Source organism: Sulfurospirillum oryzae, from assembly GCF_025770725.1.
GTDB lineage: Bacteria > Campylobacterota > Campylobacteria > Campylobacterales > Sulfurospirillaceae > Sulfurospirillum > Sulfurospirillum oryzae.
In genome coordinates, this window is record NZ_JANZKZ010000002.1 from 1 (window position 1) to 15,952 (window position 15,952).

The window sequence follows — 15,952 nt, forward strand, 5'->3', positions numbered from 1 at the left end:
AATTGAGAAGATCAATGTGATCTCTAAAGAGAATGTTGGAAGTATCGACAATGTCTCTCAAGCATCAGAACATTTACATGTAATGACTGAAAATCTCAACAATGAGCTTGGGAAGTTTAAGTCGTAAATGATCCTCTTTGCCCACGTTGTATCTCACTACGTGGGCAATTTAAGCTTTGAGTCTGTACAATCTTTGTTAAAAAAAACAGAGAGTATGCATGTTAAACAAAGAACTCCTCAAGGGACTTTATGTCCTTACCGACGCAACACTTACCCCTACTGAAACGATGCTTGAACAAGTTGAACGTGTTTTAAAATCGGGTGTAAATATCATTCAGTACCGTGATAAATATGCGAGTGATGAAGAAGCTGAGAAACAGTGCATTAGACTTCAAGCCTTATGTGATTATTACGAGGCGATTTTTATCATTGATGATCGCTTAGAAATCGCCCATCGCATCAATGCGGATGGTCTACATGTAGGCATGGATGATGTAAGCTATGAAGAGGCTAGGGAACTTTTGGGAGCCGATAAAATCATTGGTGTTTCGTGTTATGGTGACATTGAGCGTGCAAAAAAGTACGCGGCTCTTGGAGCAGATTATGTTGCCTTTGGTGCGTTTTTCCCTTCGCCTACAAAACCACTCGCACACGTGGTGGAACATGAGGTTCTAGGTGCTGCAAAAGCTGAGTTAAATGTTCCTATTTGTGCCATTGGTGGCATTAATGAAGAAAACATCCATTGGCTTTCACAGTATGATATTGCGATGTATTCGGTGATAAGTGCAGTCTATCAAGAAGATGCTATTGAGGAAAATTTAGAAAAATTACAAGCAAAAATAGACTTTTTGCAAAACAAATAAAGCACCAAGGGTGCACGGGCTTTCTGCCGAAGAAAACCTAGTGTTAACGTAGTTTTTGAAGCTTTGCTTTAAAAACGTGTTTAAAGTTCTGCAAGAACTCTAATAAAGGAGCGGGCATGATTTTGGAAAAGTTTGATGTCTCCATCACCAATGCGAGTAAAGGAATGGCGCTAATGCTTATTTTATGGCATCACCTTTTCTATGAGAAGCCAGAGGCTGGCTTTATCGTGTTTCAAGCAGCACTTTTAGCTAAAGTGTGTGTGGGCATTTACGTTGTGCTCAGTGGTTATGGTCTGGCAGAATCGGTGAAGAAAAAAGGGCTTGAATTAGGGGCATTCTATAAACGAAGACTCCTTAAACTCTACATGAATTACTGGCTAATCGCGCTTATTTTTGTGCCAATTGGCGTATGGTTTATGGGAAGAACCCTTTCAAGTGTTTATGGCGAGCATGTTTTTCAAGGCTTCATCATTCAAATGCTAGGGCTTCACATGTTCACGTGGGTGAGTTATGGTTATAACGCTACGTGGTGGTTTATGAGCCTCATCATCGTACTGTATGCGATCTTTCCGTTTGTGAATACACTCACTAAAAAGTACCATCTTTGGTTTTTGGCATTGACGGCGCTACTATTATTTGCACCGATTCCTCTTGTCAACGACTGGATTTTTCCGTTTGCCGTAGGTGTCTATCTTTCGCATAAAGATGGCTTTGTCAAAATGATTATTTGGTTTGATAAACAAGGCAAGTGGCGTTTTTTAACGCTGGCAATTTTCACAGCGTTTGCGGCATGGTACAGACAAAATGGTTGGCTTTTCGATAGCATAAGAGCCGATACTTTTTTTGGAATTTTACTCATTCTTTGGACAACAGAGCTGATTGTTTTTTCTTCTTGGGCAAAGAAGGCATTTGAGTTTGTAGGGGTTCATTCGTTCAATATCTTTTTATTTCATACATTCATTTACTACTATTATTTCCCGAATTTTATTTACAGCTTTAAATATCCTGTGGTAATTTTTGCGGTACTTTTAGGTGTTTGTTTAGTGGTTTCTGTGGGAATTGAAAAGTTTAAAAAGAAAATAGGATTTGATAAATTGATCTAACGCAAAAAGGGAAAGATAACGCTCTTTCCCTTTTTACATGTAAACGCTTTAAAGCGTTATTTTTTGGACAAATTTTTCGCTCATGTGATTAAACTCCGCGCTTTCAATCCAACTCTCTGGTGCTGAGATATACTCAACTAAATTTTCCAAAAGAACATAGTGTGCTCTCTCTTCTTCTGCAATGCGTAGAAATGCAGCTTTTTGTTCGCTATCTTCAATCATAAGTGCTTTTTCTATGTAAAACTTGTAGCTGTTCTCTTCTGAGCGTAAAGCGCTTTTGTAAAACTCTATTTGGTCTTGGCTAAAACGAGGAGATTGATTCTCTTTTCGCATTTTTTCGAAGATGTTTTTTGTATGGCTAAAAAGATCGACACTTGGTTGTGTTGGGATGATTTGATTTTTGTTCATTCTATCAAATACAATGTAATGTTTCACTTCTTCATCTGCAAGCATTGTCAGAATTGACTTTACACCTTTGTCTTTTGTTTTCTCCGCAAGCTCTCTGTAGTAACGTTCGCCGTCTTTTTCGACTTTCATCGCGTATTCGTAGACATTCATCGTACACCCCTTTTGTGATATTTCGATAGATACTTATTTTATAGAGTATCTAGGATAAAAATCTGATAAAGAATTATGCTTAATTCAAGATCAACATTAAAACTGCAAAGAAATGGCAAATGCTTCCACCTAGAACAAAAAAATGCCAAATGACATGGTTAAGATACAATCTCTTCCATACGTAAAAGAGAATCCCTATGGTATAAACAAGTCCTCCCGCGACTAAAAGAGATAAAAGGAGCGTGTCAAGGTTTGCTAACATAGGTTTTACCGCTACCACGACCATCCATCCCATCAGTGCATATAATGCTAAAGAGAGACGTCCAAATCGCTCTGGATAAAAAAGCTTTAAACTCATACCAATACTTGCAATCGCCCATGCAATACCAAATAATGTCCAACCAAAAGCTCCTTTAATCCCTAAAAGGCAGATGGGAGTATAGGTTCCGGCAATGAGAATATAAATGGCGCAATGATCGGCTTGGCGCAAAATAGATTTTATTTCGGGAATACGTATAGCATGATAGAGCGTAGATGTTCCATACATAACCATTAAAGAGAGTCCAAAGACAAGCGCACTTGCAATTTTTGCACCATCGCCACTTTGTCCTGCAAAAACCGTTAAAAGTGTAAGCGCACTGACGCTCAAAAGAAGTCCTATCCCATGCGTAATGCTATGCCAAATCTCTTCCATGAGAGAATAAGAATGGGTTTCATCCATTAGGGGTGCTCCTTTGTCATTAATGGCTCATTATACTCCGAAATAGTCAATAGTTTTTCTATAATGTATTGAGAGTATAATCTAAGGCAGATGTCGATACAATTTTGTATCTTTACATGTAAAAGGAGAGTGTGATGCTCGAGCTTCAAACCATTATGATGTTTGTGACTGCTTCAACGCTTTTAGCGCTAGCTCCTGGTCCTGACATACTTTTTGTTTTAACCCAGTCGATGACAAAAGGAAGCCGCTCAGGCATTGTGATAGCACTGGGTCTTTGCAGTGGACTTATTTTTCACACAACAGCCGTAGCGCTTGGTGTTGCAGTGATTTTTCAAACTTCCATTCTTGCTTTTACTATTCTCAAATTTGTGGGAGCAGCGTATCTTTTATACCTTGCTTATATGGCTTTTAAAGATGCCAGTAAGAGTAAACTAGAGTCTGACAAAAGCCCACTGAGCCTTAAAGCACTCTATAAGCGTGGCATTTTTATGAACATTACTAATCCGAAAGTTTCCATTTTCTTTTTAGCCTTTTTACCACAGTTTACGAACGCTGAAATTGGGAACGTAACCGCTCAAATCTTTACACTTGGGGCGCTTTTTATGCTTTGTGCTTTTGTGGTCTTTAGTCTCGTCTCTCTTTTAGCGGGTCGTGTGGGTGCATGGTTTGCTCAAACCAAAAGTGGCGAGAAGATTTTAAACCGTGCGGCAGGAACGATCTTTGCGGTCTTGGCGCTCAAATTAGCCTTTGCGTCAAAGTAGGCTTGTACGATGAAAAAGTCTCAGCTTTTAGCCATCATTCTTGCACTTTTTGCAGGAGTGTTACTTATTGAAATTTTTTTACAAAATATCTTAGGCTCATAAAAAAATATCATACGCTTGTTCGACCTAACTGTTACGATAAGCCAAAAAATTATGGGAGTCTGTATGAAAATAGGTCTTTTTATCCCCTGTTTTATGAATGAGTTATATCCTGAAGCCTCTATGGCAACGCTTAAAGTGCTGGAGAATTTAGGATTGGATGTGGAGTACCCACTTGAACAAACGTGTTGTGGACAAGCACAAGCCAATACAGGTTGTGCCAAAGAGACAGCCGTTCTTGCAGAACGATTTTTTAAAATCTTCAAAGATTATGACTACATCGTAGCCCCTAGCGGAAGCTGTGTCAGTATGGTGCGCCATAACTACGCGCAGTTTTTAGAAGGAAGGGATGGTTTTGAACGGATGCGAAGCCATACCTATGAACTTGTTGAGTTTTTACATGATGTTGTTAAACCAACCTCTATGAATGCTACCTTTCCTCACAAAGTAGGCATTCACAACAGCTGTCATGCTCACAGGGAACTTGGACTTGCTAGCATGAGTGAGAAAAATGTACCCGAATTTTCCAAAATCAAAAATTTACTGGATAAAGTAAAAGGCATTAGCTACTCAGAACTGACACGCAAAGATGAGTGTTGTGGTTTTGGCGGTACGTTTGCCATCACCGAAGAGGCGATGAGTGTTGCGATGGGCAGAGCACGTTTGCAAGATCATCTCGATGCAGGAAGTGAGTACATCACAGGCGTGGATATGTCGTGCTTGATGCACATGCAAGGGGTGATTGATCGTGAAAAGATGCCACTTAAAACCATTTATATCGCCCAAATTTTAGCAGGAGATGTCCAATGAGTCACAACCATCCTGAACTTGCCGAAAAATTTGCCAGCAACGTTGAGCGCATGAAATGGCACGACAAAGCACTTTGGTTTGTCCGTGTTAAACGCGACACTCAAGCAAAAAGCTTAGACGAGTGGGAAGCGCTTCGCAATACGGCTGATAAAATCAAATCGCACACGCTTAGTAATTTAGATGAATACCTTGATATCTTTGAGAAAAATGCTCTTGCACGAGGTATTCGCGTGCATTGGGCCAAAGATGCGAAAGAGCACAATGAAATTGTTTTAGATATTTTACGCTCTAAAGGTGTGAAGATGCTTGTAAAGAGCAAATCCATGCTGACCGAGGAGTGCCATCTTAACCCATACCTTGAAAAAAATGGCATTGAGGTGGTCGATACCGATCTTGGAGAGCGCATTGTACAACTGCGAAATGAGCCACCTTCCCACATCGTTTTACCTGCGATTCACCTCAAAAAAGAGGACGTTGGAACCACTTTTGAGAAGTTTTTGAAAACAGAAAAAGGCAACTCTGACCCGACGTACCTCACTCGTGCCGCACGTGCGCATTTGCGTGAGAAGTTTTTAGGGGCGGATGCTGCGATGACTGGTGTGAATTTTGCTATTGCTGAAACGGGTGGCATTGTCGTGTGTACCAATGAAGGCAATGCTGACTTGGGGGCAAGTTTGCCAAAGCTTCATATTGCGTGTATGGGCATTGAAAAGATTATTCCTCGCCTAAAAGATCTCAGTGTTTTCACACGCTTACTCGCTCGTAGCGCAACAGGTCAGCCCGTTACTACCTACACGTCTCATTATCATGGCGCAGTCGAAGGTGGCGAAATGCACGTGGTTATCGTGGACAATGGGCGATCCAAAATCCTCAGCGATGAGCGTTATGTCAAATCACTTCAGTGTATCCGTTGCGGTGCATGTTTGAACACATGTCCGATTTATCGAAGAAGTGGAGGGTATAGCTATGGTTATGTGATCCCAGGACCCATTGGCTCAACACTAGCCCCTAGCCGTGATTTGAAAAAGTATTATAGTTTGCCATTTGCCTGCTCGCTTTGTTCTTCGTGCTCAAATGTTTGCCCTGTCAAAGTCGATTTGGCGCAACAGCTTTATCTCAAACGCCAAGATGTGGTGGATGCGGGGTATTTGAGTCCAGTCAAACACAATGCCTTAAAGATGGCAACATGGCTGATGTGTCGTCCAAAACTCATGGATTTAGCAGGGTTTATGGCGCGCAAGATGGTGCCTATCTTGCCACGTTTTCTTGTCTATTCAAAATTCAATCTGTGGGGAAAAAATAGAGAGTTACCACCATTCCCAAAAAACAGTTTTAAAGAACTTTACAAAGCAAAAAAGGGTATTAAATGAGTTCACGTGAAGCCATTTTAAAAGCGATCAAAGAGGGTAAGCCACGAAGTGAAAACGCTTTGCCAGAAGTTAATATTCTTCACACAACGTATGAAGATTTGGATGCTAAGTTTGCAACGACGCTAGCCAGTGTGGGTGGTAATGCGGTTCATTTGGAAGACAAACACGCCATAGAAGCCTACGTTAAAGAGCATTATAAAGATGCAGCCGTGATCGTCTCAACCGTAGAAGGCTTGTCAATAAACACCAAAGAACTGAATGCAACGGACGATCCGCATACGCTAAAAGACGTTGATTTGGCGATCATCAAAGGCGAATTTGCCGTGGCAGAAAACGGCGCGGTATGGGTGAAAGAGGCAGATGCAAGACACCGTGCGCTCTATTTCATCGCTCAAAAGTTGATGATTGTTGTTCCTAAAGGTGAACTTGTCCACAGTATGCATGAAGCCTACACCAGAGTGAATTTTGATGCAAAGGATGTTTTTGGTCTTTTTATCAGTGGACCATCCAAGACAGCTGACATCGAGCAATCTTTGGTTATCGGAGCGCATGGCGCTACTGAGGCATGTGTGGTGTTCGTATAATAATGCTATACGCTTTCAAAGCACAGCTCTGAAAGCTACGTTAACACTGGGTTTCCTTCGGCAGGAAGCCCATGCACCTTTGGTGCTTTTACTTCTTGCAAAATAGATTTTGCAAGAAGTCTAATATCGATACCTCTCTTTTTACATGTAAAGACTAAAGAAGTTTCTCTTTGGCACGAAATCTAGGAAGTTGAGAGATAATAATTCCCCCAAAGATCACAAAGCTTGCCATCATTTCCGTTTGACTAAGCACTTCTCCCAAAAGAATATAAGCCAGTAAAACCGTAAAGACAGGAATGAGGTTGACAAACACAGATGCTTTTGAAGCTTCAATGCGACCAAGGGCAAGGTTAAACATGCCGTATCCTCCAAGCGTAACCACAATGCCTAGATAGCAAATCCAGCCAACGACTTCTCCTGTAATGGTCATAGGAAGTGTTAGATACTCCCAAAGTGCCAATGGCGCAAAAAAGATTGTACCTATAAACGTTTGGATGGCAGTCAAGAAAAGGGCTGAAAATCTTTGGCTGAGGTAACGCACCGAGATGGCATACCATGTACCACAGACCATTGCACAAAATTCTAAGAGATTCCCTAAAAGTGGGTTACTGGCGTGTTCGCTGCTTTGTGCGCCAAGACTGAGCCAAACAGCTCCTGAAACGGCAAGAATAGAGCCGATGACGACGCGCTTGCTAAGATACTCTTTGAGCACGAAACTTGCGGCTATGGCAGTCATTAAAGGCATCATAGAAGTGATCATACCTGCTTGGGAAGCGGTGGTCAGTTGCAGTGCTTTGGCTTCAAAGATAAAGTAAAGGCATGGTTCAAAGAGCGTGAGCAAAAAAATGTATTTGACATCTTTTTTCGTAAATTCAAGTTTGCAAAAGCCTTTGATAAAATAGACAAAACAGAGACTGGCTACCAGCATACGACCAAACATCAAGCTCATAGGTCCCAGCGGTCCTAAAGCGGCTTTAAAAGCAATAAATGAACTCGCCCATGTCAGCATAGCGGTGAGTAAAAATAAAATGCCAATCAAATCAATGCGTTGTTGCTTCATCACGTAATCTCTTTATTAAAAAATGTTTGAAATTGTATCTTTTGTTTGCTAAAACCATCTGCCTTGGTGTACAATGTACGCATGGAACTTTTCAACCTACGCAACATCATTCTTATCATTGTTCTCATCGTAGGTATCAACTATTACAAAAGCAGACAAGAAGTTGATGTGCAAAGTCTCTCTTTGCCACTCGATACCAAAATACTCGCTTTTGGCGATAGCCTGACGTTTGGATATGGCGCACCCAGAGATAAAAGCTACCCCTCTGTGCTGGTTGAGCTTTTACATGTAAGCGTGATCAATGAAGGTATTTCAGGGGAACTCAGTGCGCAAGGATTGGAGCGATTGCCAAGTGCTCTTGAGCGTCACAAACCCGATATTTTAATTCTTTGCCATGGTGCAAATGACATTTTACGTAAACAAGATCTGGTACAAACCAAAATTAATCTCGACAAAATGGTCAAAATGGCAAAAGAGAAGGGCATCTATGTCCTTATAGTGGGCGTTCCAACCTTTGATATTTTAAACTTTAACGTGCCTTCCTTTTACTATGAAGTTGCCAAAGAAAACAACATTGAGATCGAAGATAGCAGTTTAAAAAAGATATTTGACAATGAAACCACGCTTAAATCTGACAAAGTGCATCCCAATGAACAAGGCTATGAATTGATGGCAAAAAGCATCGCGCGCATACTCAGCGAAAACTACCACCCATCAGCGAAATCGTTTTAAAATTCCTTTGAGGTACTCTTCAGCTAAAGTCGCTATTTCAGCTTCAGAGAGCGTAATAGGTGTCGTTTGACTGGGTACATTGTTAAGAAGTACAGAAAGTTGTGTGCAGGTTTTAAAAAGCTCTTCAGGACTCATTTTTACCATAACATGTAAAACATCACTGGGGAGATTTTTGGGCTCTAATTGATGAAGCGCGGTCAAGTTGGCTAAAAAAGTTTCGATCGTTGGGTGCAAGTTCCTATCCTTATTTTTTGTGTGCAATTATGCCACATTCTTTGTTTAACTTCTTTATTAATTTTACGGTGTAAGCATTTTTTGGCTCGCACCACGTTACAATCAAAGTCACTCTCACTAAAGGGCTTTGCATGAGTATGTACGATCTTGAGGCATTTTTACGCTCCATTCACCCGTTTCAATTGCTTTCCAAAACAGAGATAAGCAAAGCCATAAGTGCTATGAACATTGCTTACTACAAAAAAGAGACGTTGCTTCTCTCTCCTTCAAAACCCTCCGAATTTCTTTACATCATCATCAAGGGTGAAGTAGGGGAGTATAACGAGGATGAACTTCTTAAAGTTTACAGTAAATCCAACTCGTTTGATGCTGATGCACTCATTTATAACAAAAGCGAGAGTAGTTTTAAAGTGCTGGAAGAACTCATCTGTTACGAGCTTAAAAAAGAGGATTTTCTCTCTTTGTTGGACTCAAATGCAGCCTTTAAAGCTTACTTCATTCAAGACCTTGCCAACAAAATCCAATCTGCCAAAGCTAAAGAGTACACCACTGAACTTTCAGGTTTTATGATGGCGCGTGTGCAGGACAGTTACTTGCATGAACCGACCATTGTTGAGAAGGATTGTTCCATTATGGAAGCTTTAAAGCAAATGGAAGCGAAAAAGAGCAGTTGTATCATCGTACGTAATGGCGATGGCTATGAATATGGCATTGTGACCGATAGCATCGTGCGTCGTCATGTGCTTTTTGAAGAGTACGATAAACATGCCGAAATTGGACCTATTGCGCTTCATCCCATCATCACCATCGAAGCCGATGACTATCTTTTTAACGCACTTCTGGCGTTTACAAAGCATTCTATCAAGCGCATCGTTGTGACACGCGATGGCGAGATTATCGGTATTTTAGAACAGCTTGATTTGCTAAGTTACTTTGCCAACCACACCTATTTGGTTGCCGTTCAGATCCGAAAAGCGACGAGTATTGAAGAGCTCAAGCAAGCCAGCAGTGATCTTATTAACATTGTTAAAAAGTTACATGTAAAAGGGACAAAGGTTGATTATATTGCGAAGCTGATCTCTGAGATTAACGAGAAAATTTATGAAAAACTCTATGGTATGATCGTTCCAGAGGCGCTTGCCAAAAAAGCGTGTTTGATCGTCATGGGTAGTGAAGGACGTAAAGAGCAGTTATTGAAGACCGATCAAGACAATGCGCTTATCATTGATGATGGGATGGAGGAAAGCCTTTATACACCTTACATGCAACGCTTCACCGAAACGCTCATCGACTTTGGTTTCCCACGTTGTGAGGGAAACATCATGGTTTCAAACCCTTATTGGTGTAAGCATTGGAGTTCTTATCACAAGGAAATCGTAAGGTGGTTTGATGCTCCTACCATGGAAGATGTCATGAACCTTGCGATCTTTTTTGATGCCATCCCCGTGGCAGGCGATGCGTCGATGTTACGTAAACTCAAAGCTGAAGTGTTTGAACATATCGAAGAGCAGAGCCCTTTTTTAGCCAACTTTGCCAAAGCTGCCACGGCATTTGAAACACCTATCGGCATCTTTACAACTCTTATTTCGGAAAACAATAAAATCGATGTCAAAAAAGGTGGCATTTTCCCCATCGTTCAAGGTGTTCGCGCCCTTGCGTTGGAGCATAAAATAGAGCCAACCGATACCGTAACACGCATCAAAAAACTAGCAAAGCTCGATGTCATAGACAGCGATTTTGCGGGTGCTCTCATCGAAGCGCTCGATACGCTTTTGAACTTACGCCTCAAAGAACGATTGGCAAGGGGTGAAGACAAAGGGCTTGACAACTTTGTCAATATTGAAAACCTTAACCAATTAGAGCTAGAGCTTCTCAAAGACAGCTTTAAAATCGTCAATAAATTTAAGAAGTTTTTGACGCACCATTTTAAACTCTCGATGGTAAGCTAGCATGTTCGCCTCTTTTTTTAAAGCGCGCAATGCTAAAAAGCTGAAAAACGAGCAGTACCGCTTTTTATTTGAAGAAGCCCCCGAAGATGAGGTCGTGGTGTTCGATACTGAAACCACAGGACTGAACCCTAAAAAAGATGAGATTCTCTCCATCGGAGCGGTGAAGCTCAAAGGCAATAAAATCTTGATGTCCCAGAAGTTCGAGCTTTTTGTCAAACCCACACAGGAAGTAAACGAGCAGAGCATCAAAATTCATCAGATTCGCAATATTGACCTACAAAATGGGTGCGAGCCCCGTGAAGCCATTACGCAATTTTTACACTTTATAGGCTCACGCCCACTGGTTGGCTACTACCTTGAGTTTGATATGAAGATGATCAACAAGTACGTCAAGCCCTATCTTGGTATCAACGTGCCCAATCCCCAAATCGAAGTCTCAGGACTCTACCACGATAAAAAGATAAAGTTCATTCCCGATGGTGTGATAGACCTGCGCTTTGATGTGATGATGAAAGATCTGGGCTTGCCCATTTTTGGGAAGCATGACGCGCTCAATGATGCGGTGATGACAGCGATGATGTATATTAAACTTCAAAATATTGGGAAGGTTTAGGGAGGTTTTTGTTTTACATGTAAACGTTAAAAGTTTAGCTCCAGTATGTTTGACTCCCATACTTTGTTTTTAGGTAGAGATGACCATTATATGACCGTCCTGATGGTAAAATTCTTGAGGAAAACAAAAGGAGTAAGAATATGAAATCAAAATGGATTTTAGGTGTATTGGCTTTTGTTGCCACTACAATGTTGAGTGCTGGGGATATTGATGGTGGAGCGGTAGTCGGCAGTATGGTTGGCGCAGGAGTTGGTTCAGCGGTCGGCTCGGCAGCAGGCGGTAAAAATGGCGCTATCATCGGTGGTGGAGTTGGTGGGGCCGTTGGTGCTGCGGTAGGCAGTAGTGAACCTGCAAAAACAGAAACACATGTTGTACATAGAGATGTGGTCTATGAGGACCATGAGCATCATGATAATGGAAAGCATAAAGGGCACCATAAGCATCACGATGACGACTAAATTGTGATGATAACTTTTAAAAATACTGATTATGTGATAGATACAATCGCGTAATCAGTATGCGAAGTTTTGCACTGAACTGGAGAAGTTAAATTACTTCGGAGTTTTGAACAGATATTTCGAAAACGATAATTCTTGCAGTAATACCCCTAAATCGATAAATCAGTCTTTCCCTCCCCACCATAAAGAAAAAAACTAAGCTAAATTTTTTCATTATACGAGGGCTAAACTTTTAAACAAGTACGTCAAACCTTGGCTTGGTATAAACGTGCCCAATCCCCAAATCGAAGTCTCAGGACTCTACCACGATAAAAAGATAAAGTTCATTCCCGATGGCGTGATCGACCTGCGGTTTGATGTGATGATGAAAGAGTTAGGCTTGCCTATTTTTGGGAAACATGATGCGTTCAATGATGCGGTGATGTATATTAAACTTCAAAATACAAAACTTTAACACTTTCTATGAAGATCTTTGAGGGTAGAGTTTTTAAACATTTCATCAATAAGCTGTTTAGGTTTTGACCAACATTCGTGCAATGCACAATGTTCTCCTTGTCCACATAGACCTTCTCCCATAATGCAAACATCATCATTAAGATCGTTCATGGCTTCTAAAATATCATAGAGCGTTATCTCATCAACAGGTTTTGCAAAGATAAATCCACCATTTTTTCCTCTGGTAGAACTAATAAATCCAGCTTTTCCTAAATTGGTCATAATACGAGTGAGGTATTTGTAAGGAATTTTCAATGTTTCAGAAAGTCCTTTTGCCGTATGCTGCTCTTCTTCATGGAGGCTCATGTGAGACAAGATACGTAGGGCGTATTCTGAAGTTGTTTTTAGTTTCATGGTATTCTCCGTAAAATCGTGAGCTTCTTTAGATAGAAAAATTAATGTTATTGAGCGAAGAAGTCATCTGTATTGTATAGAAAAAATATTAAACACAGATAACACAGCCAATATAGTATTTTTAAAATAAGAAACTATCAGGAATTTTTAATTTTTGCTTTAGTAGTATTGCATTGTTAAATACTACATCAAGGTAGTAATAATACAACAAAGGATGAGGCATGACGTTTTTGAACTCTTTAGAGTTGTTGGCATTCCATAACGTTGCGTATACAGTGTATTCAGTGCTGATTATCGCAATTATTGCTTGGTTTGGTTACAACCTTACACGCAGTGAAAAAGCTGAACCTATGGTGCGTATCCCTTTTTATGGGTTTATTGCATTTTTAGTTGCGGCGGGTGTTGGACATCACATTTTTACTTACAATGTGGTTCCTTGGGTTGCGCAGGACATTATGCGTGAAAGCATAAAGCCTGATCAGGTTTATAAAGTGACGATTGAAAAACATCAGTTTCAACTTCCAAGTGAAAAACTAGTCGTTGAATGCGGGCAAAAGGTGTTATTTGACGTAACCAGCCAAGATTTGGTTTATGGTTTTGGGTTGTTTAGAAAAGACCATACGATGGTCACCCAAATGCAGGTTAATCCAGGTTCAAAAAATACTATTTTATGGACATTTCACGAAAATGGTGTTTTTGACTTGATGTCAACAGAGTACTCTGGCCCTAAAGGCAATGGTATGTTCGTACCAAGTATTATGGAAGTCAGAGGCTGTAAGACAAACGTAGCTCAAGGAGGTTCTAAATGAGTTTTATGAATGATCTCATTCATGGTGCAGACAGTAAATTTGATCATACGAGTCTGAATGCTTTACAAAAAGCAACCCTTCGAGCGGTTGTTGTCTCATTTTTATTTTATGGGCTTGCAGCATTAGAGGGTATGATTATGCGTGCGGCGTCAATAGCGCCTTCTATCAAACCTGTCAATGGTAGTGTCGATCATTACTTTGCGATTATGACGGTGCATCCTATTGTTGGTATTTTTGGGTCAACCTATCAACTGGTTTTTGCAGCATTTCTTTTCTTAGTGCCGTTTTTAACAAAAAAGCCTTTGTATAGCATTAAATTGGCCAATGCTACATGGATTTTAATTACGATTGGCACAATGGCATCTTGGTTAGCTTCATTTGTCTATAACTATGCGCCATTGTACACACTTTACTGGCCATTGCCTGCCGATACAACACAGTTTAAAGCGATTGGTGGTGTGATGTTTATCGTAGGTGTTGCACTCATTATGGTGGGAACATTACTGTTCATTTACAACATTTACGCAACAGTGTTCTCAAAAGTAGGCGTACATAAAAACAAAACAACGAAAGAGCTTTTGATTTCTGGTTTTGGTATTGACGGTATGTTAAACCTCGTTCATAAATTGACTGGAAAAGAGCCATACTCAAAAGAGCCTGCACTCTCATTACCCGTTGTTGCTATCTTTAGAGGAACGGTTGATACGTTCCTAGATGCATTGGTTATTTTATCGGCGGGTGTTTTGGTATTGGTTTATCTTTTTGCTGATATGGGTGGCGTTAAGTTAGATGTGGCTTCCATTGATGCACTTTTATATAAAAACTGGTTCTGGTGGGGACTCGATCTTGTAGCCGATGGCTTGGTGCTTATCTATGTTGCGGGCTCATGGTATCTTTTAGCAACGCTGATTACAGGGCAAAAACTCTTTATGGAGAACGTTGCGCGTGCAGCGTTGATGCTTGAACTTTTGGTTTCGTGGATGGTCTGGTCTCACCACTTGCTTGCAGATCAAGGTCAACCTGAAATGATGAAACTCATCTCAGGTGAGATGGTCACCGCATTTGAGCTTCTCACACAAGGTTTAGCACTTTTCATTACGCTTGTCACACTTTGGAAAGCGCGACCACTTAAAATGACAATGGAGCTCAAATACCTTCTTGGGGGTTTGATCGGCTTTGGTTTAGCTGTTCCTGCGGGTATCATTCAAGCTGATATGGCAATGAACCGTGTGCTTCACAATACACAATGGATCATCGGTGCGCACGTTCATATCGCGATTATCGTTGGTCTTTATATGACACTTTACAGTGCTGTTTATGTGCTTTGGCCGCTTGTAACCAACAATGCGAAACTTTGGAGTACAAAACTTGCCAATGCGCACTTCTGGTTGCACCTCATTGGTGGTATCGGTATGGGTGCATTTATGGGTATGGCAGGACTTGATGGTATGCTTAGACGTCATCTTTATTTCAATGGCGAATACAATTTCTTTATGATTCTTGCAGCAATTTGTGGCACGATGTTGCTTGTTGCTTGGCTTCTTTTCTTGTTCAACGTCATTATGTCTGTTGGGCTAAAAGGTCTTATTGGTATCTTCTTACCATCTCATAATAAAGAAGCAAGTTATGGCATTGAGCCAGCAAATGCTTAATCTTTTTCGCACCGCTTTATGCGGTGCGATCTTAGTGATAGAGTGTGAGCGATGATACACTTAGAGCGCGTTGCGCGAGAGATTAAAACAATAGGTCTTTATGACTTGGTCTATCAAGATGTCGAAAAAGCGCTTGGTAAAAAGCATATTGAACTCATCGATATTGAAAACTGCTTACAAACACATCCCGAAATTCTGGAAGCTTACAAACAAACCAACCTCGAATATAACATCAGTAACATTCACATCAAAGCGATTGATGAAGCGAGTGTTACTCTTACATGTAAAGATGACGTCAAACGTGTTAATGCCAATTTAGCAAAACTTCGTCAGATTGAAAAATATACAATAGATTTTGAACAAAGCTCCATCTTGGTCATTATCATGTCTATTGAATTTTTTGTCCTCTTTTCCGTGCAATATTTTATTGTCTTACTCAATCTAAAAGAGTGGCAATGGGAAATTTACGGTGTTTTTGGACTCTCCGTGCTTTGGGCTTGGTTGTATGCTAAAAAAGAGCGCAAAAAATTTGAATGCCATGCGCGTCATTATGCACAACTTTACGAAGAGACACTTCAACTTTTAGATGAACTTGAAACACATGGGTGTATTCATAAAAAAAGTTTAATGATTGAAGAGAGTAGCGAAGATCATATTTAGAAGTGTCTAGAATTTTTTGAAAATAAAGTTAAGGGATAAATATGTTTTTTGCGACGATTAAAAGAAA

Annotated in this window: 19 protein-coding genes; 14 read left to right on the plus strand and 5 right to left on the minus strand. The window is 40.5% G+C overall.

What is annotated here, in order from left to right:
• Window positions 1-218: 218 nt before the first annotated feature.
• Together thiE and N0B29_RS04455 are read left to right on the plus strand one after the other, a co-directional pair.
• Window positions 219-863, plus strand: coding sequence for a thiamine phosphate synthase (gene thiE / locus N0B29_RS04450; RefSeq protein ID WP_263832504.1), 645 nt, complete (start codon window positions 219-221; stop codon window positions 861-863).
• A gap of 116 nt (window positions 864-979) precedes the next feature.
• Window positions 980-1,966: an acyltransferase family protein gene (locus N0B29_RS04455; protein ID WP_263832505.1), complete on the plus strand. Its 987-nt coding sequence runs from the start codon at window positions 980-982 to the stop codon at window positions 1,964-1,966.
• 48 nt (window positions 1,967-2,014) lie between these two features.
• Here N0B29_RS04455 and N0B29_RS04460 read toward each other — a convergent pair whose 3' ends face one another.
• Both N0B29_RS04460 and trhA read right to left on the minus strand, forming a co-directional pair.
• Window positions 2,015-2,524: a ferritin family protein gene (locus tag N0B29_RS04460; protein WP_263832506.1), complete on the minus strand. Its 510-nt coding sequence runs from the start codon at window positions 2,522-2,524 to the stop codon at window positions 2,015-2,017.
• Between the two features lie 79 nt (window positions 2,525-2,603).
• Window positions 2,604-3,245 (minus strand): PAQR family membrane homeostasis protein TrhA, encoded by a 642-nt coding sequence (trhA, locus tag N0B29_RS04465; RefSeq protein WP_263832507.1) that lies wholly within the window; start codon window positions 3,243-3,245, stop codon window positions 2,604-2,606.
• A 134-nt stretch (window positions 3,246-3,379) separates the two neighbouring features.
• On the opposite strand from trhA, the gene N0B29_RS04470 reads away from it, so the two are divergent.
• The 4 genes from N0B29_RS04470 (at window position 3,380) to N0B29_RS04485 (ending at window position 6,869) form a co-directional block, all read left to right on the plus strand.
• Window positions 3,380-4,006: a LysE family translocator gene (locus N0B29_RS04470; RefSeq protein WP_263832508.1), complete on the plus strand. Its 627-nt coding sequence runs from the start codon at window positions 3,380-3,382 to the stop codon at window positions 4,004-4,006.
• A 165-nt stretch (window positions 4,007-4,171) separates the two neighbouring features.
• Window positions 4,172-4,915, plus strand: coding sequence for a (Fe-S)-binding protein (locus N0B29_RS04475; protein ID WP_263832509.1), 744 nt, complete (start codon window positions 4,172-4,174; stop codon window positions 4,913-4,915).
• The gene (locus tag N0B29_RS04480) at window positions 4,912-6,285 is read left to right on the plus strand and encodes a lactate utilization protein B (protein ID WP_263832510.1); all 1,374 of its coding nucleotides are present in this window, start codon (window positions 4,912-4,914) and stop codon (window positions 6,283-6,285) included. The genes N0B29_RS04475 and N0B29_RS04480 overlap by 4 nt, the downstream gene beginning before the upstream one ends.
• Window positions 6,282-6,869, plus strand: a complete 588-nt coding sequence (locus N0B29_RS04485) for a LutC/YkgG family protein (protein ID WP_263832511.1) — start codon at window positions 6,282-6,284, stop codon at window positions 6,867-6,869. Before N0B29_RS04480 ends, N0B29_RS04485 begins: the two co-directional genes overlap by 4 nt.
• A 154-nt stretch (window positions 6,870-7,023) precedes the next feature.
• Here the strand turns inward: N0B29_RS04485 and N0B29_RS04490 are convergent, their stop codons facing one another.
• Window positions 7,024-7,929 (minus strand): DMT family transporter, encoded by a 906-nt coding sequence (locus tag N0B29_RS04490; protein WP_263833326.1) that lies wholly within the window; start codon window positions 7,927-7,929, stop codon window positions 7,024-7,026.
• 81 nt (window positions 7,930-8,010) lie between these two features.
• Between N0B29_RS04490 and N0B29_RS04495 the strand changes: the two genes are divergently transcribed.
• The gene (locus N0B29_RS04495; RefSeq protein ID WP_263832512.1) at window positions 8,011-8,661 is read left to right on the plus strand and encodes an arylesterase; all 651 of its coding nucleotides are present in this window, start codon (window positions 8,011-8,013) and stop codon (window positions 8,659-8,661) included.
• On the opposite strand, the gene N0B29_RS04500 is transcribed toward N0B29_RS04495, so the two are convergent.
• Window positions 8,644-8,895 (minus strand): hypothetical protein, encoded by a 252-nt coding sequence (locus N0B29_RS04500; RefSeq protein ID WP_263832513.1) that lies wholly within the window; start codon window positions 8,893-8,895, stop codon window positions 8,644-8,646. The two genes, N0B29_RS04495 and N0B29_RS04500, sit on opposite strands and share 18 nt — an antisense overlap.
• A gap of 131 nt (window positions 8,896-9,026) precedes the next feature.
• Here N0B29_RS04500 and N0B29_RS04505 point away from each other — a divergent pair, with 131 nt between their 5' ends.
• The 4 genes from N0B29_RS04505 to N0B29_RS04520 all read left to right on the plus strand — a co-directional run bounded on the left by N0B29_RS04505 (window position 9,027) and on the right by N0B29_RS04520 (window position 12,369).
• Window positions 9,027-10,844 (plus strand): putative nucleotidyltransferase substrate binding domain-containing protein, encoded by a 1,818-nt coding sequence (locus N0B29_RS04505; RefSeq protein ID WP_263832514.1) that lies wholly within the window; start codon window positions 9,027-9,029, stop codon window positions 10,842-10,844.
• Window position 10,845: 1 nt separating this feature from the next.
• The gene (locus tag N0B29_RS04510; RefSeq protein WP_263832515.1) at window positions 10,846-11,457 is read left to right on the plus strand and encodes a 3'-5' exonuclease; all 612 of its coding nucleotides are present in this window, start codon (window positions 10,846-10,848) and stop codon (window positions 11,455-11,457) included.
• A gap of 140 nt (window positions 11,458-11,597) precedes the next feature.
• Entirely contained in the window at window positions 11,598-11,915 is a 318-nt protein-coding gene (locus tag N0B29_RS04515; protein WP_263832516.1) for a YMGG-like glycine zipper-containing protein, read from the plus strand.
• 268 nt (window positions 11,916-12,183) lie between these two features.
• Entirely contained in the window at window positions 12,184-12,369 is a 186-nt protein-coding gene (locus tag N0B29_RS04520; protein ID WP_263832517.1) for a 3'-5' exonuclease family protein, read from the plus strand.
• Here N0B29_RS04520 and N0B29_RS04525 read toward each other — a convergent pair.
• Window positions 12,366-12,764, minus strand: a complete 399-nt coding sequence (locus N0B29_RS04525; RefSeq protein ID WP_263832518.1) for an RrF2 family transcriptional regulator — start codon at window positions 12,762-12,764, stop codon at window positions 12,366-12,368. The genes N0B29_RS04520 and N0B29_RS04525 overlap by 4 nt on opposite strands.
• A gap of 221 nt (window positions 12,765-12,985) precedes the next feature.
• On the opposite strand from N0B29_RS04525, the gene N0B29_RS04530 reads away from it, so the two are divergent.
• The 3 genes from N0B29_RS04530 to N0B29_RS04540 are packed head-to-tail and all read left to right on the plus strand — an operon-like array spanning window position 12,986 to window position 15,885.
• Window positions 12,986-13,573, plus strand: coding sequence for a cupredoxin domain-containing protein (locus tag N0B29_RS04530; RefSeq protein ID WP_263832519.1), 588 nt, complete (start codon window positions 12,986-12,988; stop codon window positions 13,571-13,573).
• Entirely contained in the window at window positions 13,570-15,225 is a 1,656-nt protein-coding gene (locus N0B29_RS04535; protein ID WP_263832520.1) for a cbb3-type cytochrome c oxidase subunit I, read from the plus strand. Before N0B29_RS04530 ends, N0B29_RS04535 begins: the two co-directional genes overlap by 4 nt.
• 51 nt (window positions 15,226-15,276) lie before the next feature.
• Window positions 15,277-15,885: a hypothetical protein gene (locus N0B29_RS04540; protein WP_263832521.1), complete on the plus strand. Its 609-nt coding sequence runs from the start codon at window positions 15,277-15,279 to the stop codon at window positions 15,883-15,885.
• Window positions 15,886-15,952: the final 67 nt, after the last annotated feature.